This window comes from Rhizobium sp. AG207R, from assembly GCF_027109195.1.
Classification (GTDB): domain Bacteria; phylum Pseudomonadota; class Alphaproteobacteria; order Rhizobiales; family Rhizobiaceae; genus Rhizobium; species Rhizobium dioscoreae.
In genome coordinates this window covers 194,812-220,935 of the sequence record NZ_JAEPVT010000001.1, presented here as the reverse complement: position 1 = coordinate 220,935, position 26,124 = coordinate 194,812, and the positions used below count along the sequence as shown (strand labels likewise).

Sequence of the window (26,124 nt, the reverse complement as noted above, 5' to 3'; positions counted from 1 at the left end):
CATTCTCCTTGGCTTGGGGTGACGAAAACGTGACATGATTGCCAGATAATTGCAATATTAACCCAGAAAATCACATTCAAAGCTCTCGGTAACCACGTAATCTCTTCCCATGAGCCTTTGGGAGGAGGTCTCCACACGAAACATATGCTCGACGAGGCTGCATCCCGGCCGCGTGAATCCGTGTGCATCCCTTCCCAGTCAGATGATGGCAAGCGTGGCCTGCCAGAGAGCGGATGATCGCGATGTTGGTGGCGAAACTGCTGATCAATGACAAAGCGCTCGACGCATCGGATGCGTCGACATTCGAATGCATCGATCCGGCGACGGGCGATGTCGCGACGATCGCACCGGCCGCCTCTCTGGCCGACGCGACCAGCGCTGCCAATGCCGCCGCGGCCGCCTTTCCAGCATGGTCCGAAATAGGCCCCCATCAACGAAGGGCGCTGTTGAACAAGGCCGCCGATATTCTGGCGGCCCGAACGGCAGGCTTCGTCGAGGCGATGGTTGGCGAGACCGGAGCGACCGCGCTCTGGGCGCGGATCAATTGCGATCTCGCCGCCGACATGCTGCGCGAAGCCGGAGCCATGACAACGCAGGTTGCCGGCGAGATCATCCCGTCCGGCGAGGCAGGGAGCCTCGCCATGGCGGTTCGCCAGCCTGCCGGCGTCTGTCTTGGGATCGCGCCGTGGAATGCGCCAATCATTCTCGGCGTGCGCGCGATCGCCATGCCGCTTGCTTGCGGCAATACGGTCATTCTGAAGGCATCCGAGCTTTGCCCCAAGACCCATTGTCTGATCGGCGAAATCATGCGCGAAGCCGGATTTCCAGCCGGGGTCGTCAATGTCGTTACCAATGCGCCGAAGGATGCCGCCGCCATCGTCGAGGTCTTGATCGCACATCCGGCCGTGCGCCGGATCAATTTCACCGGCTCGACCCGCGTCGGCCGCCTGATCGCCGAAACGTCCGCGCGTCATCTCAAGCGCTGTCTGCTCGAGCTTGGCGGCAAGGCGCCCTTCATCGTGCTTGCCGATGCCGATATCGATGAGGCCGTTCGCGCCGCCGCCTTTGGCGCCTTCATGAACCAGGGCCAGATCTGCATGTCGACCGAGCGGATCATCCTCATGGAGGAGATCGCCGATGAATTCGTGGAGAAGTTCAGGGTCAAGGCCGAGACGCTCGTGGCCGGCAACCCGCGCGACGGCAACACGCCGCTCGGGACGATGATCACGGCCGAAGCCGCACGCCGTGTCCGCGCGCTGGTCGAGGATGCCTCACAGAAGGGCGCGGTGGTCGTCTGCGGTGGTCACGCCCGCGGCACGCTGATCGACGCGACCGTCATCGATCACGTAACACCGGCCATGCGCATCTATCGCGAGGAAAGCTTCGGGCCGCTGGCGGCCATCATCCGTGTCGACAGCATCGACGAAGCCGTGACCGTCGCCAACGACAACGAATATGGCCTGTCGTCAGCTGTCTTCAGCCAGGACATCAACCAGGCGTTCGCCGTCGCCAGACGCATCGAGACCGGCATCTGCCACATCAACGAGGCAACCGTCGCGGACGAGCCGCAAATGCCGTTTGGCGGCGTCAAGTCGAGCGGCTATGGCCGCTTCGGCGGCCGGGCGGCGATCGACGAATTCACGGAACTGCGCTGGATCACGCTCGCTTCCGGCAGACGGAACTATCCGATCTGACGCCGCGGATCGGCAAGAAACGAGGGAATACGGAGTTAAGAGGGCTCCGCCAAAAGGGAGGAAATGGCATGACTGGTTTCAGGGAACGAATTTTGGGCGGCGGACTGACGCGGCGCGATTTCATGGCCGCGGCCGCGGCGGGAACAACCGCATTGGCCTTTGGCGGCCGCGAGGCCTTTGCCGCCGACGACACACTGAAGGTCGGCTTCATCAGCCCGCGGACCGGGCCGCTTGGTGGCTTCGGCGAAACGGATGGCTATGTGCTCGATCTCGCGCGCAAGGCGCTGGCCAATGGATTGCGGGCCGGTGGCAAGACATGGAAGGTCGATATCCTCGACCGCGATACGCAGTCCGATCCGTCGCGCGCCGGCCAACTGGCAAAGGATCTGATCAACAACCAGGCGGTCGATCTGATGCTGGCCGTTTCGACGCCGGAGACCATCAATCCCGTCGCCGATGCCTGCGAGGCCGCCGGCGTGCCGTGCCTGTCGACGGTCATGCCGTGGGAAGCCTGGTATTTCGGCCGCGGAGCCAAGCCTGGGGCTCCCTCGCCATTCAAATGGACCTACCACTTCGGCTTCGGTGTCGGCGAATTCCTGAAGACCTATATATCGCAATGGAACCTGATCGAGACCAACAAGAAGGTTGGCGTCATGTATCCGAATGATGCCGATGGCAATGCCATCCGCGCCAATTTGGCGCCGGCGCTTGCCAAGGCCGGTTTCACCATCGTCGATCCCGGCGCCTATGAGACCGGCACGACCGATTTCTCCTCGCAGATCGCGCTCTTCCGCCAGGAAGGCGTCGAGATCTTCAACAGCTTCCCGATTCCGCCGGATTTCGCCGCTTTCTGGCGCCAGGCGGCCCAGCAGGGTCTCATCCAGCAGTTCAAGATCTGCCAGGTCGCCAAGACCGGGCTCTTTCCATCCGACATCGAGTCGCTCGGCGACCTCGGCGTCAACATCGCCAGCGCCGCCTATTGGCACAAGGCTTTTCCCTACAAGTCGACGCTGACAGATGTTTCGGGGTCCGAGCTCGCCGATGGCTACGAGACGGCAAGCGGCAAGCAGTGGACCCAGCAGCTCGGCGCCAGCCTATCCCTGCTCGACGCCGGTTTTGAGGCGCTAAAGGCCGCCTCGGATGCGAAAAGCAAGGAGGCTGTCGCCAAGGCGCTAAGTGGGCTGAAGACGACGACCATCGCCGGCAAGGTGGATTTCACCAGCGGCCCCGTCGCCAATGTTTCTCCCGGCCCGATCATCGGCACACAATGGGTCAAGGCCCCAGCCGGTTCGAAGTTCGCGCTTGACTATGTCGTCACCGAGCATGCCACCGATCCGAACGTGCCCGTCGCAGCCAAGCTCATCGCTTATAATGGGTAAGGCTATCGTGCGGGAACAGGAACGACAAAGGCCAAGCCAGGATTTCCTGTCGGCCAGGGGGATCCGCAAGCGCTTCGGAGCGCTTGTGGTCCTCGAAAATCTTGATTTTTCCATGGGAGATGGCGATGCGATTGGTATTGTCGGCCCGAATGGAGCCGGCAAGACGACGCTGCTGAGCGCGCTGGCCGGCGCCTTTCCGCTGAGTGCCGGAACGATCATCTTCGACGGCCGGAATGTGACGACTTTGACAGCGGCTGATCGCTGCCGGTCCGGTCTCGTCAGGACGCATCAGATCCCGAAACCTTTTAGCGGCATGACGACATTCGAGAATGTCTTCGTCGCTGCCTCCCACGGCAAGGCATCGAGCCGTGATGAAGCCTATGAGCGCGTCATCGATTCCCTGCGGCTCTGCGGCATGCTTGGCGTTGCCAATCGTCGCGCCGATACGCTCGGCCTGCTCGATCGCAAGCGGCTCGAGCTGGCTCGCGCGCTTGCCACCGGTCCTCGTCTGCTGCTGCTCGACGAGATCGGCGGCGGGCTGACGGATGGCGAAGCGAGCGAGCTTGTCGGGACCATTTTGGAGCTGCGGCGGCGCGGCATCGGCATCGTCTGGATCGAGCATATCGTCCACATCCTCGTCCAGGTGGTCGAACGGCTGATCTGCATGGATGCCGGCAAGATCATTGCCGATGGCGATCCGAAGGCCGTCATGAGCGATACCGAAGTGGTGCGCGCCTATCTTGGAGGAACGCCCGCATGAGCATTCTGTCCATTCGCAATCTCGATGTTCGGCATGGTCTGCTGCAGGCGGTGCGCGGCATCAGCTTCGATCTCTCCAAGGGAGAGGTGCTGGCAATGGTCGGCGCCAATGGTGCCGGCAAGACGACCTTGCTGCGTTCCATTGCCGGTGCGCATCTGCCGGCCGCCGGCCAGATTCTGCTCGACGGCGAAGACGTCACGGCAGTTCCCTCGCACAGGCGTATCGCCAGGGGCATCGCGCTTGTGCCGGAGGGGCGGCGGCTGTTCTCACAGATGACCGTGGAAGAAAATCTGCAGCTCGGCACCAGCGCCGGCCGCGAGGGTGACTGGACGATCGAGCGGATCTTCGATGCTTTTCCCAACCTGAAGCCGCGCCGATACGCCAAGACCGGCCACCTCTCGGGTGGCGAGCAACAGGCGACCGCGATCGGCCGAGCGCTGATGAGCAATCCGGATATCCTGCTGCTCGACGAGGTCTCCCTCGGCCTGTCGCCGCTCGTCGTCGACCGCGTCTACGACCAATTGCAGGGTCTTCTCTCATCCGGCACGACCATCGTGCTTGTCGAGCAGGACCTGGCGCGCGCCATGAGCGTCGCGAGCCGCGTCATCTGCATGTTGGAGGGAAACATCGTGCTCGACAGGCCGGCAAACGGCGTTACGCGCGAGGAGGTGACCCGGGCCTATTTCGGCCTACATCGGCCGACAGCCGAGAGGAGCGTTTCGTGATCAACACCCTCGTTCAAGGCATCCTGCTTGGCGGCTACTATGCCGTTATCGCCTGCGGCCTCTCCTTCATGTTCTCCGTCATGCGCATCATCAATCTCGCGCATGGCAGCCTTGCCATCGTCGCCGCCTATGGGCTTTGGCTGCTGGCAGCGAAACTCGGCATTCCGCCCTTTGTCGGCCTTCTGATCATATTGCCTGTCATGGCTGTCATCGGTTGGCTTCTGCAGCGCTTCGTCCTCGAGCGCAGCGCGCGTGGAGGGACGTTGCTACCGATCCTCACGACCTTCGGCCTGTCGATCGTCATCGACAACCTGCTGTTCGAGCAATTCGGGGCGGATACGCGCTCGCTGGCGCCCTTCATCGGCAATCTCTCCTATGCGTCCTGGCAGTTGCCCGGTCACGTCTTCGTCGGCAAGCTTGCCGTGCTGATGATGGTGACGGCGATCGTCATCATCGGCGGACTGCAGCTTTTCTTGAGCCGCTTCGCGCTCGGCCGTTCCATTCGCGCCACGGCGGAGGATCCGGATACCGCCGGCCTCGTCGGTATCGATGCCCGCCGCGTCAATGCCGTCGCAACCGCGATCACCATGGGCACCGTAGGCATTGCCGGCGCTTTCCTGGCCATGCGGGCGACCTTCAACCCTTATTCGGGCGGCCCGCAACTGCTGTTTGCCTTCGAGGCGGCCGTCATCGGCGGCGCCGGCTCGCTCTGGGGAACCTTGGCAGGCGGCATCGTGCTCGGGCTTTCGCAATCGATCGGTGCCCAGATCCATCCGCAGGGTTTCCTGATCGGCGGCCACGTCGCCTTCCTTCTCGTTCTTTTCGTGCGGCTGCACCGTTTCGGTTTCCCGGGCCTCGGTAAAATCCGCACGCTGCTTCGGAGCCCATCATGAGCACGATCGCACCCCGAATTTCCATCGAGCGCTGGACCTCATCCTCGCGAATGACCTTGGCCGCCATGATCGTCGTAATTGGGCTTCTCGCCGCCATGCCCGCCATATCGAGTGACGGCGTCACCGATCGCATGACGACTCTTTTCATTTATGTGATCCTGGCGGCGATGTGGAATGCGCTGGCGGGCTTCGGCGGCCTCGTTTCCGTCGGCCAGCAGGTCTTCTTCGGACTTGGCGCCTATTTCACCATTCGTTTGGCGGATGCCGGGCTTGATCCCTTTATTTCGTTGATTGCCGCCGCAATTGTCACCGGCGCGATATCGCTGCCGCTCTCATGGCTGATGTTGCGGTTGAAGGGCGGCGAATTCGCCATTGGCATGTGGGTGCTTGCCGAGCTTGCCCATCTGCTCGTCAATCTCGACCGGCTCATTCAGGGCGAAACAGGAACCTCGCTGATCTCGCTCAATGCCTATGATAGCGGCATTCGGCGCGTGGCGATCTATTGGCTGGCGCTTGCGGTCATGGTCGGGCTGCTAGGCGCGCTCTTTGCCCTGATGCGCAGCCGGACAGGGGCCGCCATGCAGGCGATCCGCGACAATGAGGACGCGGCAGCCTCCGTCGGCGTCCGCGTCGCGGCGACGAAACGGCTACTCTTCGTTCTTGCCGCCTTCGGCATCGCCGTTGCCGGGGGGCTGTGGCTGGCAACGGCGGTTACCTTCCAGCCCAAGACCTATTTCAGCGTGCAATGGACCGCCTACATGATCTTCATGGTGCTGGTCGGCGGCATCGGCAAGTTCGAGGGTGCGATCCTCGGCGCCATTCTCTTCTTCGTCATCGAAACCGTCTTCGGCGGAACGGGTGTCTGGTACTTGGTCGGCCTGGGCGCGGCCGCGGTGATCTTCTCGCTCTATTTGCCGCGCGGCCTCTGGGGGGAGATCGAACGCCGTTTCGATCTGCAGCTCCTGCCCGTCGGCTACCGGCTGACCTTTTCCGATCTCCTCAAGGATAAACATTAACGGCGAGCTTTCGCTGCTTTCATAGAAAGGTGAAATCATGCTTTTCGGCAAGACCATCCTCATTACCGGGGTTGCCTCGGGCATCGGCGCGCGTGCCGCGGAACTCGCGGGACAGATGGGAGCCGACGTTATCGGCGTCGACGTCCGCGAACCATCATCGGGCATCAGCTCCTTCATCAAGGGGGATATTTCGAGCGCCGCCGGTGTCGAGGACATAGTCAAGCAGCTGCCCAATCGCATCGACGCGCTCGCCAATGTCGCCGGTCTCTCCGGAAATACCGGCGTCACGGCGACGTTGGCTGTCAATTTCTACGGCCTGCGCGCCCTTTCGGAAGCCCTCGCGCTCCGACTGCGCGAGGGTGGAGCGATCGTCAATGTCGCGTCTATCGCCGGCTATGGCTGGCGCGCCAATCTGGAGCGGGCAAAGATGTTGACTGGAATCCAGGGTTTTCCGGATGTCGCCACTCTCGTCAGCGAACATGGATTGAAGAACGACGAGGGCTACCCGCTCTCCAAGGAGTTGCTGCTGCTCTGGACGATGCGAGCCGCACATCAGCCGCTCTTCAGGGAGCGCGGCATTCGCGTCAATGCCGTCAGCCCCGGCCCCGTGGAGACGCCGATCCTGAAACAGTTCCGCGCCGTGCTGGGTGATGCCCGCGTCGACAGCGATATCACCCGCGTCGGTCGGGCCGGTAGGTCGGCCGATATCGCGCCCGCGATCCTGTTCCTTTGCTCGGACGGTGCGCGCTGGATCAACGGCGCCAACCTTCCGGTCGATGGCGGGCTGGAAGCCTCCATCAATGCCGACGTGGTCGGATTCTAGAATATTGCCCTCATCAGGAGACAAGAGATGAACATTTCCCTTCTCATCAACGGCGCTGACCGCCCAGCGGCCAGCGGCCGCACCTACAACCGGCTCGATCCCTTCACGGGTGAGCTGGCAAGCACGGCACCGGCGGCGGGGCTGGAGGACGTCGCAGCGGCCATCGAGGCCGCTTCCAACGCCTTTTCCGCCTGGTCGAGCACAGGTCCCGGTCGGCGGCGCGCGATCTTGGCGAAGGCGGCCGATATCATGGACTCCAAGGTCGGCGAGTTTACGAAATTGATGATGGAAGAGACGGGGGCGACGGCGCCCTGGGCCGGCTTCAACGTCATGCTTGCGGCCAATATTCTGCGCGAGGCGGCCGCCATGACGACGCAGATAGGCGGCGAGATCATCCCCTCCGACAAGCCCGGCACGCTCGCCTTGGGCGTGCGCCAGGCTGCCGGCGTCTGCCTGGCAATCGCGCCCTGGAATGCACCCGTGATCCTCGCGACACGTGCCATTGCCATGCCGATTGCCTGCGGCAATACCGTCATCCTCAAGGCATCCGAGCAATGCCCCGGTACGCAGCGGCTGATCGGAACCGCGCTGACCGAAGCCGGTATGCCTGCCGGCGTCATCAACGTCATCACCAATGCACCCGAAGACGCGCCCGGTATCGTCGAGGCGCTGATTGCCCACCCGGCTGTCCGTCGCATCAATTTCACCGGCTCGACCAAGGTCGGCAAGATTATCGCCGAACTCAGTGGCAAACATCTGAAGCCGGCGCTGCTCGAGCTCGGCGGCAAGGCCCCGCTTGTCGTGCTTGAGGATGCGGATATCGATGGAGCCGTCAACGGGGCGATCTTCGGCGCCTTCATGCATCAGGGCCAAATTTGCATGTCGACCGAGCGCATCATCGTGCATCAGGCGATCGCGGATGCCTTCGTCGTCAAGCTGGCGGCGCGTGCGGCAGCATTGCCCGCCGGCGATCCGCGCGGTCATGTGGTTCTCGGCTCACTGATCAGCCTCGAATCGGCCAAGAAGATGGAAGAGCTGATCGCCGACGCGCAGACCAAGGGAGCCAAGCTTGTGGCCGGCGGCAAGCGCGACCACACCGTGGTCGAAGCGACACTGCTTGATTTCGTCACACCCGACATGCGCGTTTATTCGGAAGAATCCTTCGGTCCGGTAAAGCCGATCATCCGGGTAGCGAGCGAGGACGAGGCGGTGCGTGTCGCCAACGACACGGAATACGGCCTGTCATCCGCCGTCTTCAGCCGCGACGTGCAGCGGGCGCTTGCTGTCGCCGGCCGAATCCAGTCTGGCATTTGCCACATCAACGGTCCAACACTGAACGACGAGGCGCAAATGCCGTTCGGCGGCGTGAAGGGCAGCGGCTACGGCCGCTTCGGCGGCAAGGCTGCGATTGCCGAGTTCACCGATCTCAGATGGATCACCATCGAGGATTCGGCGCAACATTATCCCTTCTGAGAAACCGGGCGGCGTGCATGCGAACGCCGCCCAACCCTAGATTTCGTAGTGAAACAAAACCTATTGGGTTGGCTAGTTTCCTCATGATGGGGTCGCGGACAGACATTGAACATGGCTTCATGCCGATATCAATGAGCATCGTGCCGAGCGGGATTTTATAGCCGCCCCTCACGAGTCTACAAACTCAAGTTGATTTGGATTGCTTCGAAAGACACCGCCCGATTAATCGTCTTCCATCGCTATGGAGGTCCTGACCTTGCCCCAAGTTTTATCCAGTTTTGAGTTCGCTCCAGCGGTTTATTTGAAGTGCTCCCCGAATTTGGGCCAGCGGGCGCTGGAATTTTCCGGGGTTAGGGCTCAAGCCGGCGGGGGTGCCGATGAGCCATTCATGAGCGAAATCGGAACCTTGTTGCCGATCGCGCTGTGTGGCCGGAACTCGTTATAGTCTCTACGCCAATCCTCCATCTTCGAACGCGCGTCGTCATCCGCCATTGCGTCGCAATGGCGTGGGCACATGAACCAATGAGCGTTCAGGCACTCGGCGCGAAACTTGCCGTTAAATGACTCGATGTAGCTGTTGTCTGTCGGTTTGCCTGGGCGCGAGAAGTCGAGCACGACACCCTTGTGGTAGGCCCAGAGATCAAGATCTCGGGAGATGAATTCACTGCCATTATCGACACGAAGGACGCCGGATAACCGACTTGCCGGCACACCCGCTCAAGCGTCTGCACCACGTCTTCGCCTCGATAGCTGAAGCGGGCATCGACTGCTGGCGAGAAGCGCGAGAAGGTATCGACAACCGTCAATACCCGGATTTTGCGGCCCGTGGCCAATTGGTCATGAACGAAGTCCATGGCCCAAACATGGTTGGAATGGGTCGCCTCCGTGCGATCGGGCCGGAATTATTATTCGCTGGGTCTACGTACCGCTTGCGAGTTTCCAGCATTTTTAAAGGGCCGGAAATAGCGCCAACTGAGATGGTTTTCCTTTTTCCGTCAGCAAACTTCGCTTTGCTTTTAAACGCAAAAATGCGCCGGCTGTTCAGATCGCGAGCTCCATACTCAAGCAGGAATGACCTAAAGTCATCCGGCAGGCGAACATGTTCCATGTCCTCGAAAAGCTGTATATCTTGCTCGGTAATCGGCTTCTTGGGCCTTCCCATTTCATCCGGTTGCGCAAGTAGGTCCGAAAGCTCTTCGTTCATTTCGAGACTCATAAGAATTACGGTGACAGTGCACTAAATTTTGGTTCTCCAGCCGCAATGAGACGGGTCATCGGGTGTGCCAATTAGGGCGCGTTCTTATTTAAACGAACTATCACCGTAACTCAGGCTTCAATAACCTCGTCCTATGAATTTACATAGCGCATGTAGTTCTGATCCCTTTTTTCACGCATTTACGAACCATTCGACGGAATCCAGCTATCAAGCATCGCGGTTTGCGAAAATAAGGTTCGACGGAAATGTCCTTCGGATGCACACGCTATTTCTACACTATGCGGATGCCGCCTCGATCAATCGTCCTCCATGGCGATGGAGGTCCAATTATCGAACAGATCCCAGAAATCCATATCGGTCATAGGCTCGTCATCATCGACCCAAAGAAGCAACCCCTCCGGATCATCATCGACAGTGCTGCTAAGATTGATATAGCCTTGTCCCTTTCCACCGCTGTTGAATATATGAAAATAATCCTTCGATTTGACAGTCTCAAAGAGCTTTGAAGAAGGTTCCGTCCAGTATTCATTGCCATCCTTGCCTATCGGGCGGATTTCTCTTTCTGGCAACAAACCACCCATAGAATGGAAGTCGCAGAAGCCGTCGAGCATTTTGTAGAAGGCTCCAACACTTCCCCCGAACCTGGGTTTAACAGTCGGCGCAAATCCCCTGTAGGATAAAACCTGATCGCCCGCTTGCCGGTCGGCAACGAGCACCACATCATCGCGCACTTTGACGAGATAGGCGTCCGTCGTTCTCTGCAGAAGTAAACTACTCGTCTCCGGCATGTGAACAAAAACTTGGCGCACCAGCGCCTTGAAGGCTTCCAATCTCCTGCTTTGATCCGCAATCGCAATGTCCGTCCAAAGAAGCGGCAACGAGCGCCCGATATCTGCGACATCGAGGACGATATGATAGTCATTGCCCCAAAAGCGTGAAAGATAGGTATCGTTCATTTAAGACCTCGGGAACGTTATTGGCTCCATCAGGCTTGTCATCTCAGTATATTAGAAATCGCCCTTTCGGAAACACGCCGGAAAAGCCGCAGGGGAAGTGACCATTGAAATAATAAAACGAAAGAGAAGAGAAAAATCCTGGTTCGACCAGATCGGAATATTCAGCTTCCATGCACAAATGGAATATGTCCCATCTGACGCAACTCAAAAATGAATCAGGCAGTTTGTTCGATGTTGCGATATGTTCTGACTTAACTCTCACCAGAGCATCAGAAAGTGGTTTTACAATTTTGAGAACCGCATTCCACTGATTGAATCTCTCCTTACTCTTCACTCTAATTTGCGCCGTTAGTTGATTGGCGGCTTCCAGAGTAAGGTTCTCCCACTCGAGCGCCGAGCAGGCTTCGATGGCCTCGTCCCATGAATTTAGATAGTTCGCGTAGTTCTGATCTCTTTTCCCGACGTTGGCGAACCATTCGACGGAATCCAGCTTATCTAAGGTCGCGATTGTGCGAGGATGGGGTTCGGACAAAATGTTCTCCGGGTTCACATGCTTTTTCCACACCATGCGGATGCCACTGAGCGCTTACAGGTCTGATGCCGTAACTGGAATGACCTCGTCGACGATATTCTGACGCCCGTCGATTTCGACCGCAAATGAATAGTGCAATGAGCTAGGAAGTCGAGCGAGTGAACTAGTCAACTCGTTTTTCGATAGGAGGTTGCAATATTAGGAAGCTTGGGATTTTCGCGCAGATAGATTTCCGCTTCCGACAATTGACCATGAGCCTTGCGCAGTTGCGGTAAAAGCTGATGCCTATTCTCATCCTGGATGAATCTATGGGCGTCGGACGACGTGGCTCCCATCAGGATATTCCAGATGGCCTCCGGGGCTTTTCGCCTTTCGAGAAAGAGCTCATTCGCATTTTCCGGCATTTCAACGCCTGCCAAACTATATAGCTCGTGCAGATCATGTGGCAGCGGATCGGTTTCCTTGCGACTGGTCAAATCCATCAACAGCCCAACATCCAGCGAGAAGGGTGAAATGACGCCCGTTCCTGTTCCAGAGATCGATCGTTCCCAGGCTCGAATATCCAAAAGCGGCGAAATCCTTACTTTGTAGGTTTGGCGCTTCGGCTAATATAACTGCGAGAAAATCGTCAAACATGAACGGCATGCACAACCAATAATTACGGTCTGCGTAATGCCCGACGCCGTGCTTCGCCCAGAAAGCTATCAAATCCGCCGGAAGCCTGTCGTGGGCCTTATTGGCCTCTGCTTCCAAAATCCGCTTCGCCTGTCGCGGCTCTCCTCGCGTTGCAAGAAATTCGACGGCTGACATATGACCTCGCTAAATTGCTCGCGCCAATGTCTATTCGGCGTTGGTAGCCGGTTCTCGTTCTTGCGACTTTCAGGCCTATCGAGGCAACAATTAGATGTCCGGATGCTTGATCCGCTCCCAAGCCTGACCGTCAAATCGGAAAATATCCTTTGACGCAACTACCCATAAAACATCTCCAGCGGATTGTGCGAAGAATGGCCCATTGTCAATGGATGCAGGATCATCGCGGCTGCTGAGGCGAGGCAGGGGCGGCTGGAATCGGCGAAATTCGCCACTGCTTGGATCAAGCTCGTAAAGGCCGCCCGGCCTGACGCTCGCTGGCAAGACGAGCTTGCCGCGATAGGGCGTGATAGAATGAAACAGATTCAATCGCGTGTCGGCGTTTACCGGAGCGAAGCCGCGATTGCGGCTGCCATGCAAAATAACACCCTCACGACCGCAGACCAGACACTTTCGGAGTTTTCAATATAAATGCCCGTCAGCGCAGCTTCAGCCAGCGGAATATTGATTTCATGCAGTTCACTGCCGTCCCAGAAGCAAAGGACAGGCTTTGTTCGCTCAGTCCCACACACATAGATGGCATCTTCTGAAAAGCCCTTGATATCGTAGAAGACTACCTCCCGCGTACCTGGATTGAGAGCTTTCTGAATTATCCATTCTTTCCAGCCGGGCTGCCCCAAGCTAGGGCCACTCTCCAACAACCGCTTCTTTGCTTCAGGATCATTCAGTACCGCGTCAGATAGCATTCGCCAGTCATCGCGGCCGTGACGCACGTAGATCTGCCCACCCGCGCCACAAGCATACAACCGGTCGCCAATCTGAGAGATTTTCAAGATCTTGCCGTAGAATTTGGAGTCATCCGCCGTTGTGCCTGCACCGACAATCCGCTCCTGGAATCTATCGGGCGAAGCGAAGTGATAAACGTCACCTTCTGCCGACAATAGAACGAAATAGGACTGAGATGAATTGCGGTCATTAAAATAGACGACATCCTGAACGCTGAGCGGGAAATTTTCGTAGTACCAATATTCGCCAAGATCGGCCCGATGGCGGTACTGATAGGCGCGCGCGTCAGGTTGGTAGATTTCGGAATTCTCCACCACCGCGACAATGGAAAGCACATCCTCGGATGCTGCGCGCGCTCGGGATAACATTCTCATGCTATTGCTCGCCTTTCGAATGTGTCCCCGTAGCGCCGTCCTTTTCCGGCAAATACGCTAGAGATCCGGATGCTCAATGCGTTCCCACTCGGCTCCTTCCAAACGGAAAATATCCTTCTGACCAACGACCCAAAGAACGTCCGCGACCGCACCAGCATAGAAAATGTAGTCGCCACGCAGTTTCGGCAATGCGGGTGAAAATCTCTTCAGATCGGAGGTTTTTGGATCGAGCTCGAAGAGCCCACCCGGACGCGCGCTCGATGGCAAGACCAATTTGCCTCGATAGGGTGTAATCATATGAAAAAGATTATGCTGCGGTCGCAATGAAACCGGCGTAAAGCCGCGAGCATAGCTACCGTGCAGCAACACACCTTCTCGACCACAGATCCAGATACTGTCGGAGTTTTCTATGTGTATTCCGGTGAGAGCGGCCTCGGGAAGGTGGGTATTCAACTCATGCAGTTCAGCGCCGTCCCAAAAGCATAGAATTGGCTTTGTGCCTTCCTCTCCGCAAAGGTATATTGCGTCACCACTGACACCTTTTATGCAATTGAAATAGACATTGCGCGGCTCATCCTTTTCAGAATTCATCAACCAATCGAGAAATTTGGGATCAGTGGCATCGGGAGCTTCGGCAGCGACTTTACGATGAGCTTCCGGATCATATAGAAGCTTATCTGTCAAAAGACGCCAGTCATCGCGCCCGTCACGTATGTAAATTTGGCCGCCCGCTCCGACAGCATATAAGACGTTTCCTATAGACGCGATCGACAGTAGTCGGCCGTAGCCCTTGGCGTCATCGACCCAACTTCCGGCGCCATGAATTTTCTCGCGAAAATTGCCCTTCCACCATGCATGATAGACGTCGCCTTCAGAGGACATGTAAGTTAGATAGTCGGTCGTCGGATCAACATCCGGATTGCGGAACAACGTTATGTCCTGCATGTGGAAATTAAAGTTGTCATAATACCATTGTTCGCCAACTTTACCGTCATGCTCAAAACGGTAAATTCGGCAATCAGGATCATAAGTGTCTGATATCTCCTGCACTGCGTTGACAATCACGATACTTTCGGACCGAGCGCAGGCGCGGGTAAATTCGATCTTTAGCTTCTCGCTCATTATTTTGAATTCGCTCCCTCGGCACCAACGCCGTTGCCTCTATCTACTCCCTTTAAAAGGTCGCTCTGACAGATTCGCCGGTATGTCGCGCTGGACCCATTCTTGGCCGTCGAAAATGAAGTAGCGAAGGCCGTAGTCGAAAACGTAGAGCTTTTCGTTGCGGGCAAAAATAGCAGATGGCTGAATTCTCCGGGACCCGAGCTTAATCTTTACCTTCGGTGTGAAGGTCTTCGCGAGATGACCATCAAATTGGAATATTTCGGAATCAGCGATAAGAACTAGGTTGCGTTGCCAGAACGCTCCGCCAAAGAAGTTTTTTTCTCGATCGGGAACTGACGAAATCTCCGAAAGACCTCTTGGAGGGCCCCCCTCCATTACAAGTCCGTCCGAACCTATGACGTAGTCGCTACCGTTCACTCCGCTTACAAAACTCGCGACATAGGGGTAGTCGGATATTGCGCTGGCTATGCGTGGTGGCAATTCGTGCTTTTTCCAAGCATCAGGCCTGCCAGTGAAAAGCGTCGTCAGCTGAGGAAAGGCATTTCGTTCCGCCGACAGCTTTCTTTGAAGCGTGAGCACTTCGTCTCCGCTCATGTCCTTGCGATACAGCGGATGGCCCGGATAGAGATTAAAGTGCCGTGTATCTGCGGCCTGAGTTGCAACCACAAAGATATTGCCTTCGCCGTTGGCGCCAAGAATCGACCATTTTGGCTCGCGGTAGGGATATTCTGATTTCAAGGGCGGAGCCGCCTCTTCCCAGATTTCACCCTTGCCGAGTTTCAGGAAGCCATCGCTGCCCGCGACTAGCCAGCGGTCATCAAATGGAAGGATCGAGTTAAATTCAATGTCCGGCGCAGCCTCGGATTCGGCCCGGGTACCTGGAATGACTGAATGTTCCGACCCTTGAGGACCCACAACATATATGTCGCCGTTGAGGCTGATCGCCACATAGGACGGCGCTGCATCCTTATCCTTCGCAGGCAGCACTTGGATATCACGGAGCTCCCGCCGAACGTCTGAGCGAGAGAAGGTTTGTCCGATAACGTCACGCATGAGGATAATGGTATAGGGATCGTCCCAACGCGGACCGCCAACAAGAGCCGCGAAATAGCGATCGTTTTCCGCCATGACAGCGTGATACAGTTTCGGCTCCCACTTGCCGTATAGCTCTTCGAAATCTTCTTCATCTTCCAATATATCGGTCATAGCCAGATTTCCTTTGCTTACGGATAGTGCCCCTGGAGTAGAACATCAGCGATACGCCCTGTCGGGAGAGGCTTTTCCTTCGTGCGCCCAGGCGCCAATAATCCTGTTTTCTCCTTGACCTGTGCCTCGGCACGTGCGTTTGCTGCCTTGGCACAAGCCTTGTCGATACCCTTCGTGTTTAGCAATGCTTCTTGGGACTTGTCGAGAATATTAGCCATCAGAGCTGTGCCGGGATATTCAGGGTTGTCAATGCCCTTCATTAGGTTTCGAAGGTTTTCATGGACCCCTCCAGAACCTTCTTTTCTGCTATGCTGTGCTTCCGTCAGGCATATTGACTCACCCTCGCCTTCAGTCGGTGCGTTCGGAACGCGGTCTTTTGTTACCTTTCCGGGCCGATCTCCCAACCGATAAGTCATGTCAGCTACTACATGATGTGCATAGTCACCAGCTTCGGAACATTCCTTCTTGATCTCATCGTAGGGGCCAATCAAGCATTTCTTTCTGCGTTTCTTCTTGTCGTCGACGCGGGCGCCGGGATCGATCGGCGGAGGTGGAACAGGTTCAGGATTCGGATTTGGTTTCTCCTTCTTTTCCTGTTCCTCTTGGCGTCGCGCCTCGGCCATATCCTTGAGCTTCTGCTCGACCTCCTTCTCAGACAAACCCTGGAAAGGCGAAAGCAGACCTTTAACCTGGGCGTCTGACATTGTGCGCACGTCCATCGGTCTGCCTGCTATCGATGATAGAATATCATTTGCAAGCGGCACCCTTTCATCCGCATCAATAGCCAAACCGTATTTGCCTGAGAAATCCCACGTGTTGGCATCCAGGATATTGCCGAATGTCACTGGTTGACGACCACCCAGCAATTTGTCTCGCGTCATTATGGAAGCACCAGCCGGAGAAAGTATGACCCCAAGCGCACGGTTTTCCGCTGCCCTCTGCTCCGAAGGAAGATTCAACTCCCGAATGAGCTCTTCGGCTGCAATTCCGTAGATACCAAGGCGTCGCAGCAGCAATCTGCGCGCCGCTTGCCCGGCCGAGGGCAGTTGAGAATTGGGAATAGAAGGGGCAGGCGCTCTGGTTTGCCCTCCGGCGGTGGTTGCCCCCGGAGAAAACAGGCCTCCTCCCGCGTCCGTCATCGTACCCGTGTTCGCTTGCGCTAGAAGTATGGGCCGGCTACGCAATGAACCGGGTACGGGATCACCAATCGCAGGAGCCTGGTACGTTGCCATATCACGTACAAAGATAGCCTCTCCTTGCGTATTCTTGTTGTTCATCCAGAAGCGATCGAGGTGACGGATGACATTCGCCCCTTCCGCACGTACCTGCGCGGCGTGGCCAATCGGCTCGCAAATACTTTCGACTGTGCCCGATTTCACACCTTTTCTGGTTCCGGGGGCGTCACCATGCACATGGGTTGTACAGGAGCGCATCACCATGGCCTTCTTACCGGTGAAGCGCACCGACGGCGTATAATCGCGGTCATGGCCGCAATAATCCACGACCGGATAAGGGATCGGCACCACGGAAGAGCCGACGGGCGTCAAGCATACATCAGGCGAAAGCGACACGATCCGCGCTTCATCGATATCGCGGAGACCCTCGCGTGGCTGCTTCGTAGTCCAGGGATCGGGGTAGCCAGGTTCGCCGATATAATCGCCGCGCGATATGCTCATGCCAGCACCTCGGCTTGAGCATTTGACGAAACGCCCCCCAATTTGACCCGTGTCAACGTAAGCCTAGCATCCGCCGCTTCCGGAAGAGGAAACCGCGCCCTCCAGGTCAGCAACACGCGGTCGTCCGAGCGCCAATCGAAATGAACGCCATCAAGCTTCAGGACATGCCAATCGCCGATATCCTCGCGCATGCAATGAACGCCGAAGGTCAGGCCCGGCAATTGGCCCGTCGCCCGCGGTAAATCGGCATGCAGATTTTCGAGCTGATAATCCTCATCTCCCAGCAGATGCGGTGTCGCGATCAGGTCGGGATGGGCGCACTGCCAAAACAAAGGATCGAAATCATCAGGCAGCAATGGATGACGCTCGCTTAGCCAATGCTCGTCGTAAGTCCCGGAATGCTTTTGGCGAAAACGCCACCAGGGGGAGATCGGGCCGAATCCTTCCGGCTTTGCGGCAGCACGCCAATCCAGTCCCTCGTCGTTACCGCTCGTGATCTGCGGCGCCTGCACTGGAGCGGAGCCCGGCTCCATATCAAGATTGACGATGCCGCAGCCTAAAGGATTATATAGTTCGACGTCTGCGGGAATATCGGCGTCCGGATCACCTGTGCCCGGCACCTCGCCGCCATAGGCTTTCGACCATGTCATCGGCAAAACACTCACAGGCGTCGCCTCGGAAAGCCTCCAGTCCTTGAGCACGCGCTTCGGTTCTTTCGCGGAGAATCCGGCCCAAGCGTCGCGAACAACCGGTTTCCAGAAGCGCTCACCATAGACGCGCAGCTTTTTTTCGAGATGGCCGACACGCAGCGAAACCGTCCAATTTGTTGAAGGGCGACCTTCGGGTGCATAGGCGTTACCAAGGAATGTGACGTCCGTGCCCGGTTTTTCCGGCGTCAAATCGGTTTGTCGCAGTATGATGCCCTTATGGGGATCGCCATCATAAGCATCTTCCCACTGGAACTCTTCCTGCTCCCGCATGATTTCCAGCGGCTGGCCCTGATTATGCAGGAACGTGCCGCGAACAGCGACGACACAATCGAGCTTCCCGTCCTTATCGAATTGACGGAATGCCATCGCCGGAAAAGGCAGCCGATTGATCAATTCCATGAGATGCCTCAGTTCAAATCGATCGGCTTGCCACGCATTTGGAAATGACCGGTAGCGACGAAATTGAATGTCTTCCCAAGAATTATGACTTCGCCATTGGATTTCATGATGAACTTGGAGTCGCCGCATTCGATGACGAATTCCTCGCCAACCGCAATTTTCTTGAATTTGCCCACGCTCTCCAACGAGGTCTGGCCGACATTCGTAACCTTGCTCATGCCGATCTGCTCGGCTCGCGCAATACCGATCGTGTCGGATTTGAAGGCGCCGACAACGGTATTCATGATGCCCGGAAGCGGAAAGAGACCGCCTGCGGCGTCTCCAACGCCCGTGCCTGATCCGGCAAGATCTGTACCGGCATCAGCCCTCGGATTGGGTCCTGAAACAACGCCTTCCCGGCTGTCAAGCCCTCCTGCACCGAGGAAGCCCAGAGCGGAAGAGGCAACGGTGCCCGCAAATGCAGCAAGCCCCTCACCGCCGCCGCCAGCAATCTGCCCTGCTTGTGCGAGCAATCCGGCGGTGTGACCCGACAGTCCTTGCACCGCCCCCATCAGCGCCATGGCCATAGGCCCCGTACCGCCGACCACCGTATTCACCGATCCACCGATCTCGTGCTTCTGGTTGCCGCTCACCTCCACCGCGCGGTTTCCGCCGATGGAGGCGACTTCGTGGCGGTCGACGCGTTTGGTGCGGTCGTTGCGCACGCGCGTCGTCTGGTCCTTCTGGGCGTGGAAGAACATGTTTTCGCGGCCGGCATCGTCCTCGAAGGTCATCTCATTGAAGCCGGTGCCCTTATGCGTATTGGAGCGCAGGACCATGCGGGTTTTGTTGGCGGGAAGGTCGTAGGGCACGCTGTTGCTCGGGTTCGGCACCACGCCCGTCACCAGCGGGCGATCCGGATCGCCGTCGATGAAGGCGACCATGACTTCCATGCCGATGCGGGGAATGACCTGGCCGCCCCAGGTGCCGCCGGCCCAGCTCTGGGCGACGCGCACCCAGCAGGTGTCCGATCCGTCCTTCTTGGCGCGGCGATCCCAGGGATACCAGAGCTTGATGCGGCCATATTGGTCCGGATGGATTTCCTCCCCGGGAGGACCGGCGACGATTGCGACCTGCGTGCCGCGGATGCGTGGGCGCTCGGTCGTGCGATGCGGCGTCATCGGCACGCGCGACGGCACGGCTTCGAATTCGTTGGTATATTCCGGCTGATCCGCATTGGTTTCGTAAGAGGGATCGACCGCATAATGAGTGGCGCGAATGATCACATGCTCTTCATAGACATGTTCGGGATGCGCCACTTCGTAAGGCGTAAATCGCCGGCCGGCCTCTAATATGCGCGATGACGATCGGCCGACGACCCGATTATGGTCGGCCTCGCTCGCCTGCATGCGCAGCTTCTGCGCCCTCTCGGCTTCCGCAACGGATGAAATGCGGGCCGGATATTCGTAAAGCTCCCGCTTTATCGCGCCGGGCATCTGCACCAATGACGGCGTGGTGGTGCCCGGCACCATTTGCGGTGTCTCGAAGTTCCAGTCGGCGCCGGCACGCTGGCCTGGAACATAGGCGTAATGCTTCGTCCAATCGCTGATGTGATTGCGGTCTGTCGAGCCTTGGGCAAGGCGCACGCGCCCCTCTCCCTGCGCCGACGGAGACGGGCCGGCCCATGAGTTGGCGCCATCGGCGACATGCAGCCGGTGGCTACCCTCTTCATGCGAAAACCAGTAGAAGAGACCGTCTTCCTCGAAGCGGCGCGTCAGATAATCCAGATCCGTTTCGTTCCACTGCACGGAATAATGTTGTGGCGGCGGCGGTGTGACGACGCCGGACACATCCGGGGCGGGAATTCCGTGTTCGGAAAACAGCGTCTCGACAATATCGATACTGGTCTTGTCCATCCAGATGCGGCAGTCGGAGCGCTGCGATAGCAGCCACATCTGCGGTTTCAGCACCATCGAATAGGAGCGCAGGCCGCGCGTGATCGGTGGCCCCTCCTGAAGCGCGGTGACCAAGCCGTTGAACGGGCGGCGAACGCCATCCCCACCGCCGTCATCCTGCTGGACTTCCAGGGATATATCGATCAGTCGACCGATCAGCTCCTCCGGCTTGATGACTTCACGCTTGGCGCGTACGGAGAGGCGGATGTCGAAAAGCGACGAAACGCCTTCCGTGATCATCACTCGCTCCGGCAGGAGTTGGTCCGTTCCAAGCGGTGAGGAAACCCTGAGGTTTCGGGTCGCCTGGATGAAATCATTGGCCGAGGGCTGATCGTTCATCTGCGCTTATCCTACCAATGAGCTTGCCGACCCTACGGTGCCGGTACTGCCGATCTGCTGTTTGCGGCCGCCAACCAGATAGACGATTTGGAACAGGGTGCCGTTCGGCAGCGTCTCGTGCATGCCCGGGCCATAGAGTACTTGCGGGGTCAGGATCTTGCCGATATCGGCGCGGTTCGGCACTGTGCCAAGCAGATAGGCACCGCGCGCCATCAGGACCCGTGTTTCGCCGTCGGTGACGGAATAATTGAATTGCGCAACGAACACCGAATGATGGTTGGTATCCATCTCGCGAATGATATGCGCCTCGTTGTTGCGCAGCCATCGCTGGAGCCAATGCGTCAGCGACATCTCGTTGGCTTTTTCGGAGAACATCCGGAAAAGCGATGCGGCGGCTCCCATCGCCTGACCACGCGCCGCGAATTCGCGCGGGCCGCTTTGATAGGAAAAGTAGTCGTAGGACGGCCCGCGGCCTGCGCGCTTCACGGGCGGAAGATCGGCCTGCTTCACGGGCTCCATTTGCAGTGCCGCTGACGAAACGGAAAAATCTACCATGGCGACCTCTTTTGAGGGACGTTTGCCGAAACATGCCGATCGCAACAAAGCACGATCTGGCAGCGGACGCGCTTCCGGCGCGCTGATGCCAGCGCGCCGGAAAACGATACTGATGTTAGGCAGCCTTGGTCGTTGCCAGGTCGTAGGATGCGATCATCGGCGACTGCGGCGTCTGCGAGTCGTCGTAAGGCGTGTACTTCACTTCCATCTTGGTGAAGTTGAGCTTGATCGTCTCGACCGGGCGGTCGCCGTTGGAATCGACCGAGTAGCTGGCGATCAGCGTGTTGGTAAGCGTGTACTCGATGTAGGTATCGCCCGGGTTGCCGGTCGTTACCAGATGGATCACGGCCTGCTTGCCGGTGCGGCCCGAGCATGCTTCCTGGAACAGCTTCGTCGACGAGGAATCGCTGACCTTGGTCAGGATAACTTCCGAAACGGTCGGCTCGGAAGCTTCGCGATTGGCAGCCGAGCCGGCTGACGTCTTCATGTTGCGCGAGACATTCCAGTGGATGACTTCGATGTCCATCCACTTCTTGTGCTGCTCGTGGGTTGCATCACCCTGAATTCCGTCGATCTGCAGATAAATCGGCATGCTCTGAACTCTCCTGTTGAGATTTGAATTCGCCCTGTCGCTGCAGGGCGGGGTTACCCTTCCGTCTAATGCCGCATCCGGGCGCTGTGTTCGTCCGGGGCTGCTTTATTCGCCGTGCCGCCTTCCTCGGGGCCAGCGAATTCGTGGTCACCCACCGGATCCTCCTCGACGAGAAAGCGGTGATCGTGAAAGCTGATGGTGATGCCGCCAACCTTGCGCCCCTGCGCAACCGCGTCGAGGAAGAAGGTCGAAAGCTCGGGCAGAAGATCGCGGCCAATCATGGTTTCGATGGCACGCGCGCCCATCTCGCTCGCCTTGGCGCGGCCAACCAGCGCCTCGCGGGCTTCGGGGGCGAGCGAAACACTTGTGCCGTACGAGGCGGCGACGCGATCACGGATGCGGCCGATCTGAATGTCGACGATCCCGCTCAGCGTCTCGCCGTTCAGCGGCATGAAGGGCAGAACGGTCGCGCGGCCGATAAAGGCCGGCTTGAAGTGTTTCTGCAATTCGGGAAGCAGTAGTGCTTCCAGCGCCTCGCCCTCAGGCATAGTTTCCGGGTCTGCCGCCAGGGCCGCCAGCAGTTCGGAGCCGGTATTGGCGGTCATCACGATGGTGGTGTTCTTGAAATCGATGTCCCGGCCCTCGCCGTCGCGCAGCGTTCCCTTGTCGAAAACCTGGTAAAATACTTCCTGGACGCCCGGATGCGCCTTGTCGATCTCATCCAGCAGCAGCACGCCATAAGGACGACGGCGAACGGCCTCGGTCAGGACGCCGCCCTCGCCATAGCCGACATAACCGGGGGGAGATCCGAGCAGCAGCGAAACCTTGTGCTCCTCCTTAAACTCGGACATGTTGATGGTCGTCAGATACTGGCTGCCGCCATAAAGAAGATCGGCGAGCGAAAGCGCCGTCTCGGTCTTGCCGGTTCCCGACATGCCGACGAGTAGGAAGACGGCGGGCGGACGACGTGGGTCGGAAAGGCCGGCGCGGGCGGACCGCATAGCGGCCGAAATCCGTGCGATCGCGTTATCTTGTCCGAGCACGCGCTCCTTCAGCCTTGCATCGAGCGTCTTGACGGTCTCGACCTGATCAGACAGCAGTTTGCCAACGGGAATGCCGGTCCAGCGCGCGACGATCCCGGCTATCACTTCCTTATCGACCACGCGGGGAACCAGAGGCGCCTCTCCGGCAACGTCGGCAAGGCTGCGCTCGGCCTGTATGAGAGCCGCGCGAGCGACCTCGACGGATGAGCCATTGGGCGGGAAAAGAGCGACGTTGCCGCCGCGCTGCCGAATGCCCTCTTCTACCTGCTGATCATCAGGACCGCCGAGCGCGGCTTCGATGCGATCGGCCTCAGCCGATAGCCTGATTTCGGCGTCGAGCTTGGCCTGTAGCCGTTCGATCTCACCTACCACCTCGACCTTTTCGCGTTCGATGATCGCAAGACGCTCGACGATATCCGGGCTCGGCGGCTCGGCTGAAAGCGCGGCGGCTTCAACCTCGAGCATCTGCTGCTCGTTACGCAATTCCTTGAGCGCCTCGGGAACGGTCTGCCGAGCCAGCGAGACGGCTGCCGCCGCGGTATCGATGAGGCTGATTGCCTTGTCGGGCAATTGCCGCGCCGGGATATAGCGCGCCGAGAGGCGGACGGCTGCCGCGAGCGCCTCGTCGCGAATACGTACCTTGTGATGAGCCTTGAAGCTGCCGACGACGCCACGCAACATGCGGATTGCGGTTTCTTCGTCGGGCTCAAGCACCTGAACGACCTGGAAGCGCCGGGTCAGCGCCGCATCCTTCTCGATATAGCGCTTGTATTCGCTCCAAGTCGTGGCCGCGATCGTCCTGAGCTCACCGCGCGCCAGCGCCGGTTTCAGAATATTGGCGGCATCCCCCTGCCCGGCCTGTCCGCCGGCACCAATCAGGCCATGCGCCTCATCGATGAAAAGGATGATCGGCTCCACGGAGGCCCGCACGGCCGCGACAACGCCGTGCAAGCGGCGCTCGAACTCGCCTTTGACGCCGGCGCCGGCCTGCAGCAGGCTGAGGTCGAGAAGAAGAATCCGTACCGGCTTCAGCATATCAGGCACGTTGCCGGACGCAATTTCCAGTGCCAGCGCCTCGGCAACGGCCGTCTTGCCGACACCCGCTTCGCCGACCAGCATCGGATTGTTCTGGCGGCGGCGCATCAGGATATCGATCACCTGGCGCAGCTCGCGATCACGTCCGACAACCGGATCTATACGGCCAAGCCTTGCATCCGCCGTCATATCGCGTGTGTAGAGGCGCAGGAATTCGTTCTCGCCGGCGGCGGTAACGGTTTCGGAATTCTCTGACAATGACGATGCGCCATCGGAAGCGGAAGTCGCGTTCAATTTTTTTTCGAGCGCGTTGCGATCAAGGCCGCGCAGCGAAGGCGCCATGCCCCGCGCCATGATTCGCAGCGACTGGTCGTCGCTCAACGCGGTCAAAAGATCGGCGACCGTGATGTGGCTCCGCCCACATTGGAGCGACGCGACAAGCCAGGCCTCGCGCATCAGAGCGAGCAAATTTTGAGAGAGCACCAGTGCGGCACCATCGCCTCTCGGCAGGTCGGCGATGGCGCTATCAAGCTCGGCGCGGAGCGCCGCGGAAGAAACGCTAAGCTCTTCAAACAAAGAGCTAACTTCGGATATATCCAGCAACGACAATATCCAATGTGCGACATCGACATTCGCATGGCGATCACGTGCTGCAAGCGATGCTGCAGCCTCGAGACCGACGCGCAATGCTGGCTCAAGCGTTCTGATCAGACGATTGAGATCGATGTTCGACACCTAGAAGTTTCCTCCCTCTGGTTACATTTCAACCACACGCTCCAAATCGCGGCAACAACTAGGGCGGTTATTTCCATACGTCCAGATGGACTACAAAAAATTTTTCACGTGGTCAAAAAATGGAATCGTCATAAATCTGTTGCAGAATAGACATGGTTGACAAAGGAATATATCGACCTAACTATCACGCCCTCTAACGATGTAGTTCATGATATGGAGTTAATTCCCTGCTGAACGTTCGCGACATAGAAAATCCATTTGAAGAAAACGCGCCGTGCGGAGAAAATCTGCGCAATAATACTTCTATGCGTGAAATATACTATAGAATAAAGGATGCAAGAAACCAGGCTCGCGCGGCGGAACGAGGTATATCGCCGGGTGAAAATATTAGCGTTTCGCCTCTTTGGACAGATGTCAGCAATCTCGGATTGCAGATTATTTCTTCAAAAAGTAAGGACCTCGAAGTATTAGCATGGTTGGCTGAAGCGGAATTACGTCTGCGCGGTTTCGAAGGGTTGCGGGACGTCTATCATGCAATCGCGTCGCTTTTGGACAAGCATTGGGAGAAATTTCATTCCGTCGGTGTCGACGATATCGAGGAACGACTTGCCCCGCTTTCGGGTCTCAATGGCATTGGCGGCGAAGGAACCATCATCCAAGCGATCAGGTTGTCGCCGCTCATTCCTGGCGCCAAATTTGGCCAGTTTTCCCTCTGGGACTTTCAGCTGTCGCAACGGCCCAACGAAGTGAAGCGGCGTGACGAGTTAAGTCAGGCAGTTCTCGATGCAGGCACGACGGCGATGAGTTCGCATCTTGAAACGGTCAATGGCTGCATTGCCGCCTTCGACCGGCTCGTATCCATCCTGAACGAGCGCTGCGGGCAGATGGCGCCGCCGAGTTCCAATACGCATAATGTTTTGCAGGAGGCGGCCTTGGCGCTTCGCTCTCTCGCCGGCATCGAATCGTCTGAGGCCGTGGCTGCGATGGAACCGCAGCCGGAGGACGGCGAGCAGGTGCAAGTGCGTCCACGCGCGTTGAGCGCTGAACAGATCGGCTCGCGCGAGGAGGCCTTCGAGCTGCTGCTTGCCGTGGCGCGCTACTTCCGCCGCACTGAACCCCACTCTCCGATCTCGATGTCGATCGAGACGATGGTCAGGCGCGGTCGCATGGATTTTTCCGAACTACTGGCCGAATTACTGCCGGAGCAGCAGGCTCGCAACGCCGTGCTGACGGCGGCGGGCATCCAGCTGAAATCGAATAAGAATGGGTGAGAAATACAACCGTCTTCTTAACTTTTTGCAACCGGCCCTTTCCAAAGTCGAGTTGCGCCACATCTGTAGA

22 protein-coding genes and 2 pseudogenes are annotated in these 26,124 nt (G+C 58.1%); 9 read left to right on the top strand and 15 right to left on the bottom strand.

Going from position 1 to position 26,124, the window contains the following annotated elements:
- Positions 1-242: 242 nt before the first annotated feature.
- From JJQ51_RS00915 to JJQ51_RS00880, 8 genes are all read left to right on the top strand, one after another.
- A complete protein-coding gene (locus JJQ51_RS00915) occupies positions 243-1,694 on the top strand; it encodes an aldehyde dehydrogenase (RefSeq protein ID WP_113352309.1) in 1,452 nt (483 codons plus the stop codon).
- A 68-nt stretch (positions 1,695-1,762) separates the two neighbouring features.
- Positions 1,763-3,073 carry an ABC transporter substrate-binding protein gene (locus tag JJQ51_RS00910; RefSeq protein ID WP_113352204.1) on the top strand — a complete coding sequence of 437 codons (1,311 nt, stop codon included), beginning with the start codon at positions 1,763-1,765 and terminating at the stop codon, positions 3,071-3,073.
- The gene (locus tag JJQ51_RS00905; RefSeq protein WP_113352205.1) at positions 3,066-3,833 is read left to right on the top strand and encodes an ABC transporter ATP-binding protein; all 768 of its coding nucleotides are present in this window, start codon (positions 3,066-3,068) and stop codon (positions 3,831-3,833) included. Before JJQ51_RS00910 ends, JJQ51_RS00905 begins: the two co-directional genes overlap by 8 nt.
- The gene (locus tag JJQ51_RS00900; RefSeq protein WP_113352206.1) at positions 3,830-4,558 is read left to right on the top strand and encodes an ABC transporter ATP-binding protein; all 729 of its coding nucleotides are present in this window, start codon (positions 3,830-3,832) and stop codon (positions 4,556-4,558) included. Before JJQ51_RS00905 ends, JJQ51_RS00900 begins: the two co-directional genes overlap by 4 nt.
- Positions 4,555-5,451, top strand: a complete 897-nt coding sequence (locus JJQ51_RS00895; protein WP_113352207.1) for a branched-chain amino acid ABC transporter permease — start codon at positions 4,555-4,557, stop codon at positions 5,449-5,451. The genes JJQ51_RS00900 and JJQ51_RS00895 overlap by 4 nt, the downstream gene beginning before the upstream one ends.
- Complete coding sequence (locus JJQ51_RS00890) at positions 5,448-6,467, top strand: branched-chain amino acid ABC transporter permease (RefSeq protein ID WP_113352208.1); 1,020 nt, start codon at positions 5,448-5,450, stop codon at positions 6,465-6,467. The genes JJQ51_RS00895 and JJQ51_RS00890 overlap by 4 nt, the downstream gene beginning before the upstream one ends.
- A 37-nt stretch (positions 6,468-6,504) precedes the next feature.
- Positions 6,505-7,290: a coniferyl-alcohol dehydrogenase gene (locus JJQ51_RS00885; protein WP_113352209.1), complete on the top strand. Its 786-nt coding sequence runs from the start codon at positions 6,505-6,507 to the stop codon at positions 7,288-7,290.
- Between the two features lie 27 nt (positions 7,291-7,317).
- Complete coding sequence (locus JJQ51_RS00880) at positions 7,318-8,763, top strand: aldehyde dehydrogenase (RefSeq protein WP_113352210.1); 1,446 nt, start codon at positions 7,318-7,320, stop codon at positions 8,761-8,763.
- Between the two features lie 357 nt (positions 8,764-9,120).
- Here the strand turns inward: JJQ51_RS00880 and JJQ51_RS00875 are convergent.
- From JJQ51_RS00875 to tssH, 15 genes and pseudogenes are all read right to left on the bottom strand, one after another.
- Positions 9,121-9,662: pseudogene (locus JJQ51_RS00875) on the bottom strand (DDE-type integrase/transposase/recombinase); the annotation flags it as partial.
- Positions 9,566-9,925, bottom strand: a complete 360-nt coding sequence (locus tag JJQ51_RS00870; protein ID WP_331275821.1) for an SMI1/KNR4 family protein — start codon at positions 9,923-9,925, stop codon at positions 9,566-9,568. The pseudogene JJQ51_RS00875 and the gene JJQ51_RS00870, both read right to left, overlap by 97 nt.
- Positions 9,926-10,275: 350 nt before the next feature.
- Positions 10,276-10,935 (bottom strand): hypothetical protein, encoded by a 660-nt coding sequence (locus tag JJQ51_RS00865; RefSeq protein WP_152095315.1) that lies wholly within the window; start codon positions 10,933-10,935, stop codon positions 10,276-10,278.
- A gap of 43 nt (positions 10,936-10,978) precedes the next feature.
- Positions 10,979-11,485 carry a hypothetical protein gene (locus JJQ51_RS00860; protein WP_113352213.1) on the bottom strand — a complete coding sequence of 169 codons (507 nt, stop codon included), beginning with the start codon at positions 11,483-11,485 and terminating at the stop codon, positions 10,979-10,981.
- Between the two features lie 149 nt (positions 11,486-11,634).
- Positions 11,635-12,033 (bottom strand): hypothetical protein, encoded by a 399-nt coding sequence (locus tag JJQ51_RS00855; RefSeq protein ID WP_269244141.1) that lies wholly within the window; start codon positions 12,031-12,033, stop codon positions 11,635-11,637.
- Positions 12,034-12,040: 7 nt separating this feature from the next.
- A pseudogene (locus JJQ51_RS32880) lies at positions 12,041-12,277 on the bottom strand (GAD-like domain-containing protein); the annotation flags it as partial.
- A gap of 383 nt (positions 12,278-12,660) precedes the next feature.
- Entirely contained in the window at positions 12,661-13,437 is a 777-nt protein-coding gene (locus JJQ51_RS00850; RefSeq protein WP_152095318.1) for a hypothetical protein, read from the bottom strand.
- 57 nt (positions 13,438-13,494) lie between these two features.
- Positions 13,495-14,559 (bottom strand): hypothetical protein, encoded by a 1,065-nt coding sequence (locus tag JJQ51_RS00845; RefSeq protein WP_113390696.1) that lies wholly within the window; start codon positions 14,557-14,559, stop codon positions 13,495-13,497.
- 39 nt (positions 14,560-14,598) lie between these two features.
- Entirely contained in the window at positions 14,599-15,765 is a 1,167-nt protein-coding gene (locus tag JJQ51_RS00840) for a hypothetical protein (protein ID WP_233788535.1), read from the bottom strand.
- Positions 15,766-15,782: 17 nt separating this feature from the next.
- On the bottom strand, positions 15,783-17,441 hold the full coding sequence (locus JJQ51_RS00835) for a DUF4150 domain-containing protein (protein ID WP_233788536.1): 1,659 nt from the start codon (positions 17,439-17,441) through the stop codon (positions 15,783-15,785).
- Positions 17,438-18,550, bottom strand: a complete 1,113-nt coding sequence (locus tag JJQ51_RS00830) for a DUF2169 family type VI secretion system accessory protein (RefSeq protein ID WP_113352217.1) — start codon at positions 18,548-18,550, stop codon at positions 17,438-17,440. Before JJQ51_RS00830 ends, JJQ51_RS00835 begins: the two co-directional genes overlap by 4 nt.
- A gap of 8 nt (positions 18,551-18,558) precedes the next feature.
- Positions 18,559-20,823 (bottom strand): type VI secretion system tip protein TssI/VgrG, encoded by a 2,265-nt coding sequence (tssI, locus tag JJQ51_RS00825; protein ID WP_113352218.1) that lies wholly within the window; start codon positions 20,821-20,823, stop codon positions 18,559-18,561.
- A gap of 6 nt (positions 20,824-20,829) precedes the next feature.
- Complete coding sequence (locus JJQ51_RS00820; RefSeq protein WP_113352219.1) at positions 20,830-21,378, bottom strand: hypothetical protein; 549 nt, start codon at positions 21,376-21,378, stop codon at positions 20,830-20,832.
- 115 nt (positions 21,379-21,493) lie between these two features.
- On the bottom strand, positions 21,494-21,970 hold the full coding sequence (locus JJQ51_RS00815; protein WP_069613675.1) for an Hcp family type VI secretion system effector: 477 nt from the start codon (positions 21,968-21,970) through the stop codon (positions 21,494-21,496).
- A gap of 65 nt (positions 21,971-22,035) precedes the next feature.
- Entirely contained in the window at positions 22,036-24,783 is a 2,748-nt protein-coding gene (gene tssH / locus JJQ51_RS00810; RefSeq protein WP_113352220.1) for a type VI secretion system ATPase TssH, read from the bottom strand.
- A gap of 230 nt (positions 24,784-25,013) precedes the next feature.
- On the opposite strand from tssH, the gene tssA reads away from it, so the two are divergent.
- Positions 25,014-26,054, top strand: a complete 1,041-nt coding sequence (gene tssA, locus JJQ51_RS00805) for a type VI secretion system protein TssA (RefSeq protein ID WP_113331839.1) — start codon at positions 25,014-25,016, stop codon at positions 26,052-26,054.
- The last annotated feature ends 70 nt before the right edge of the window (positions 26,055-26,124 follow it).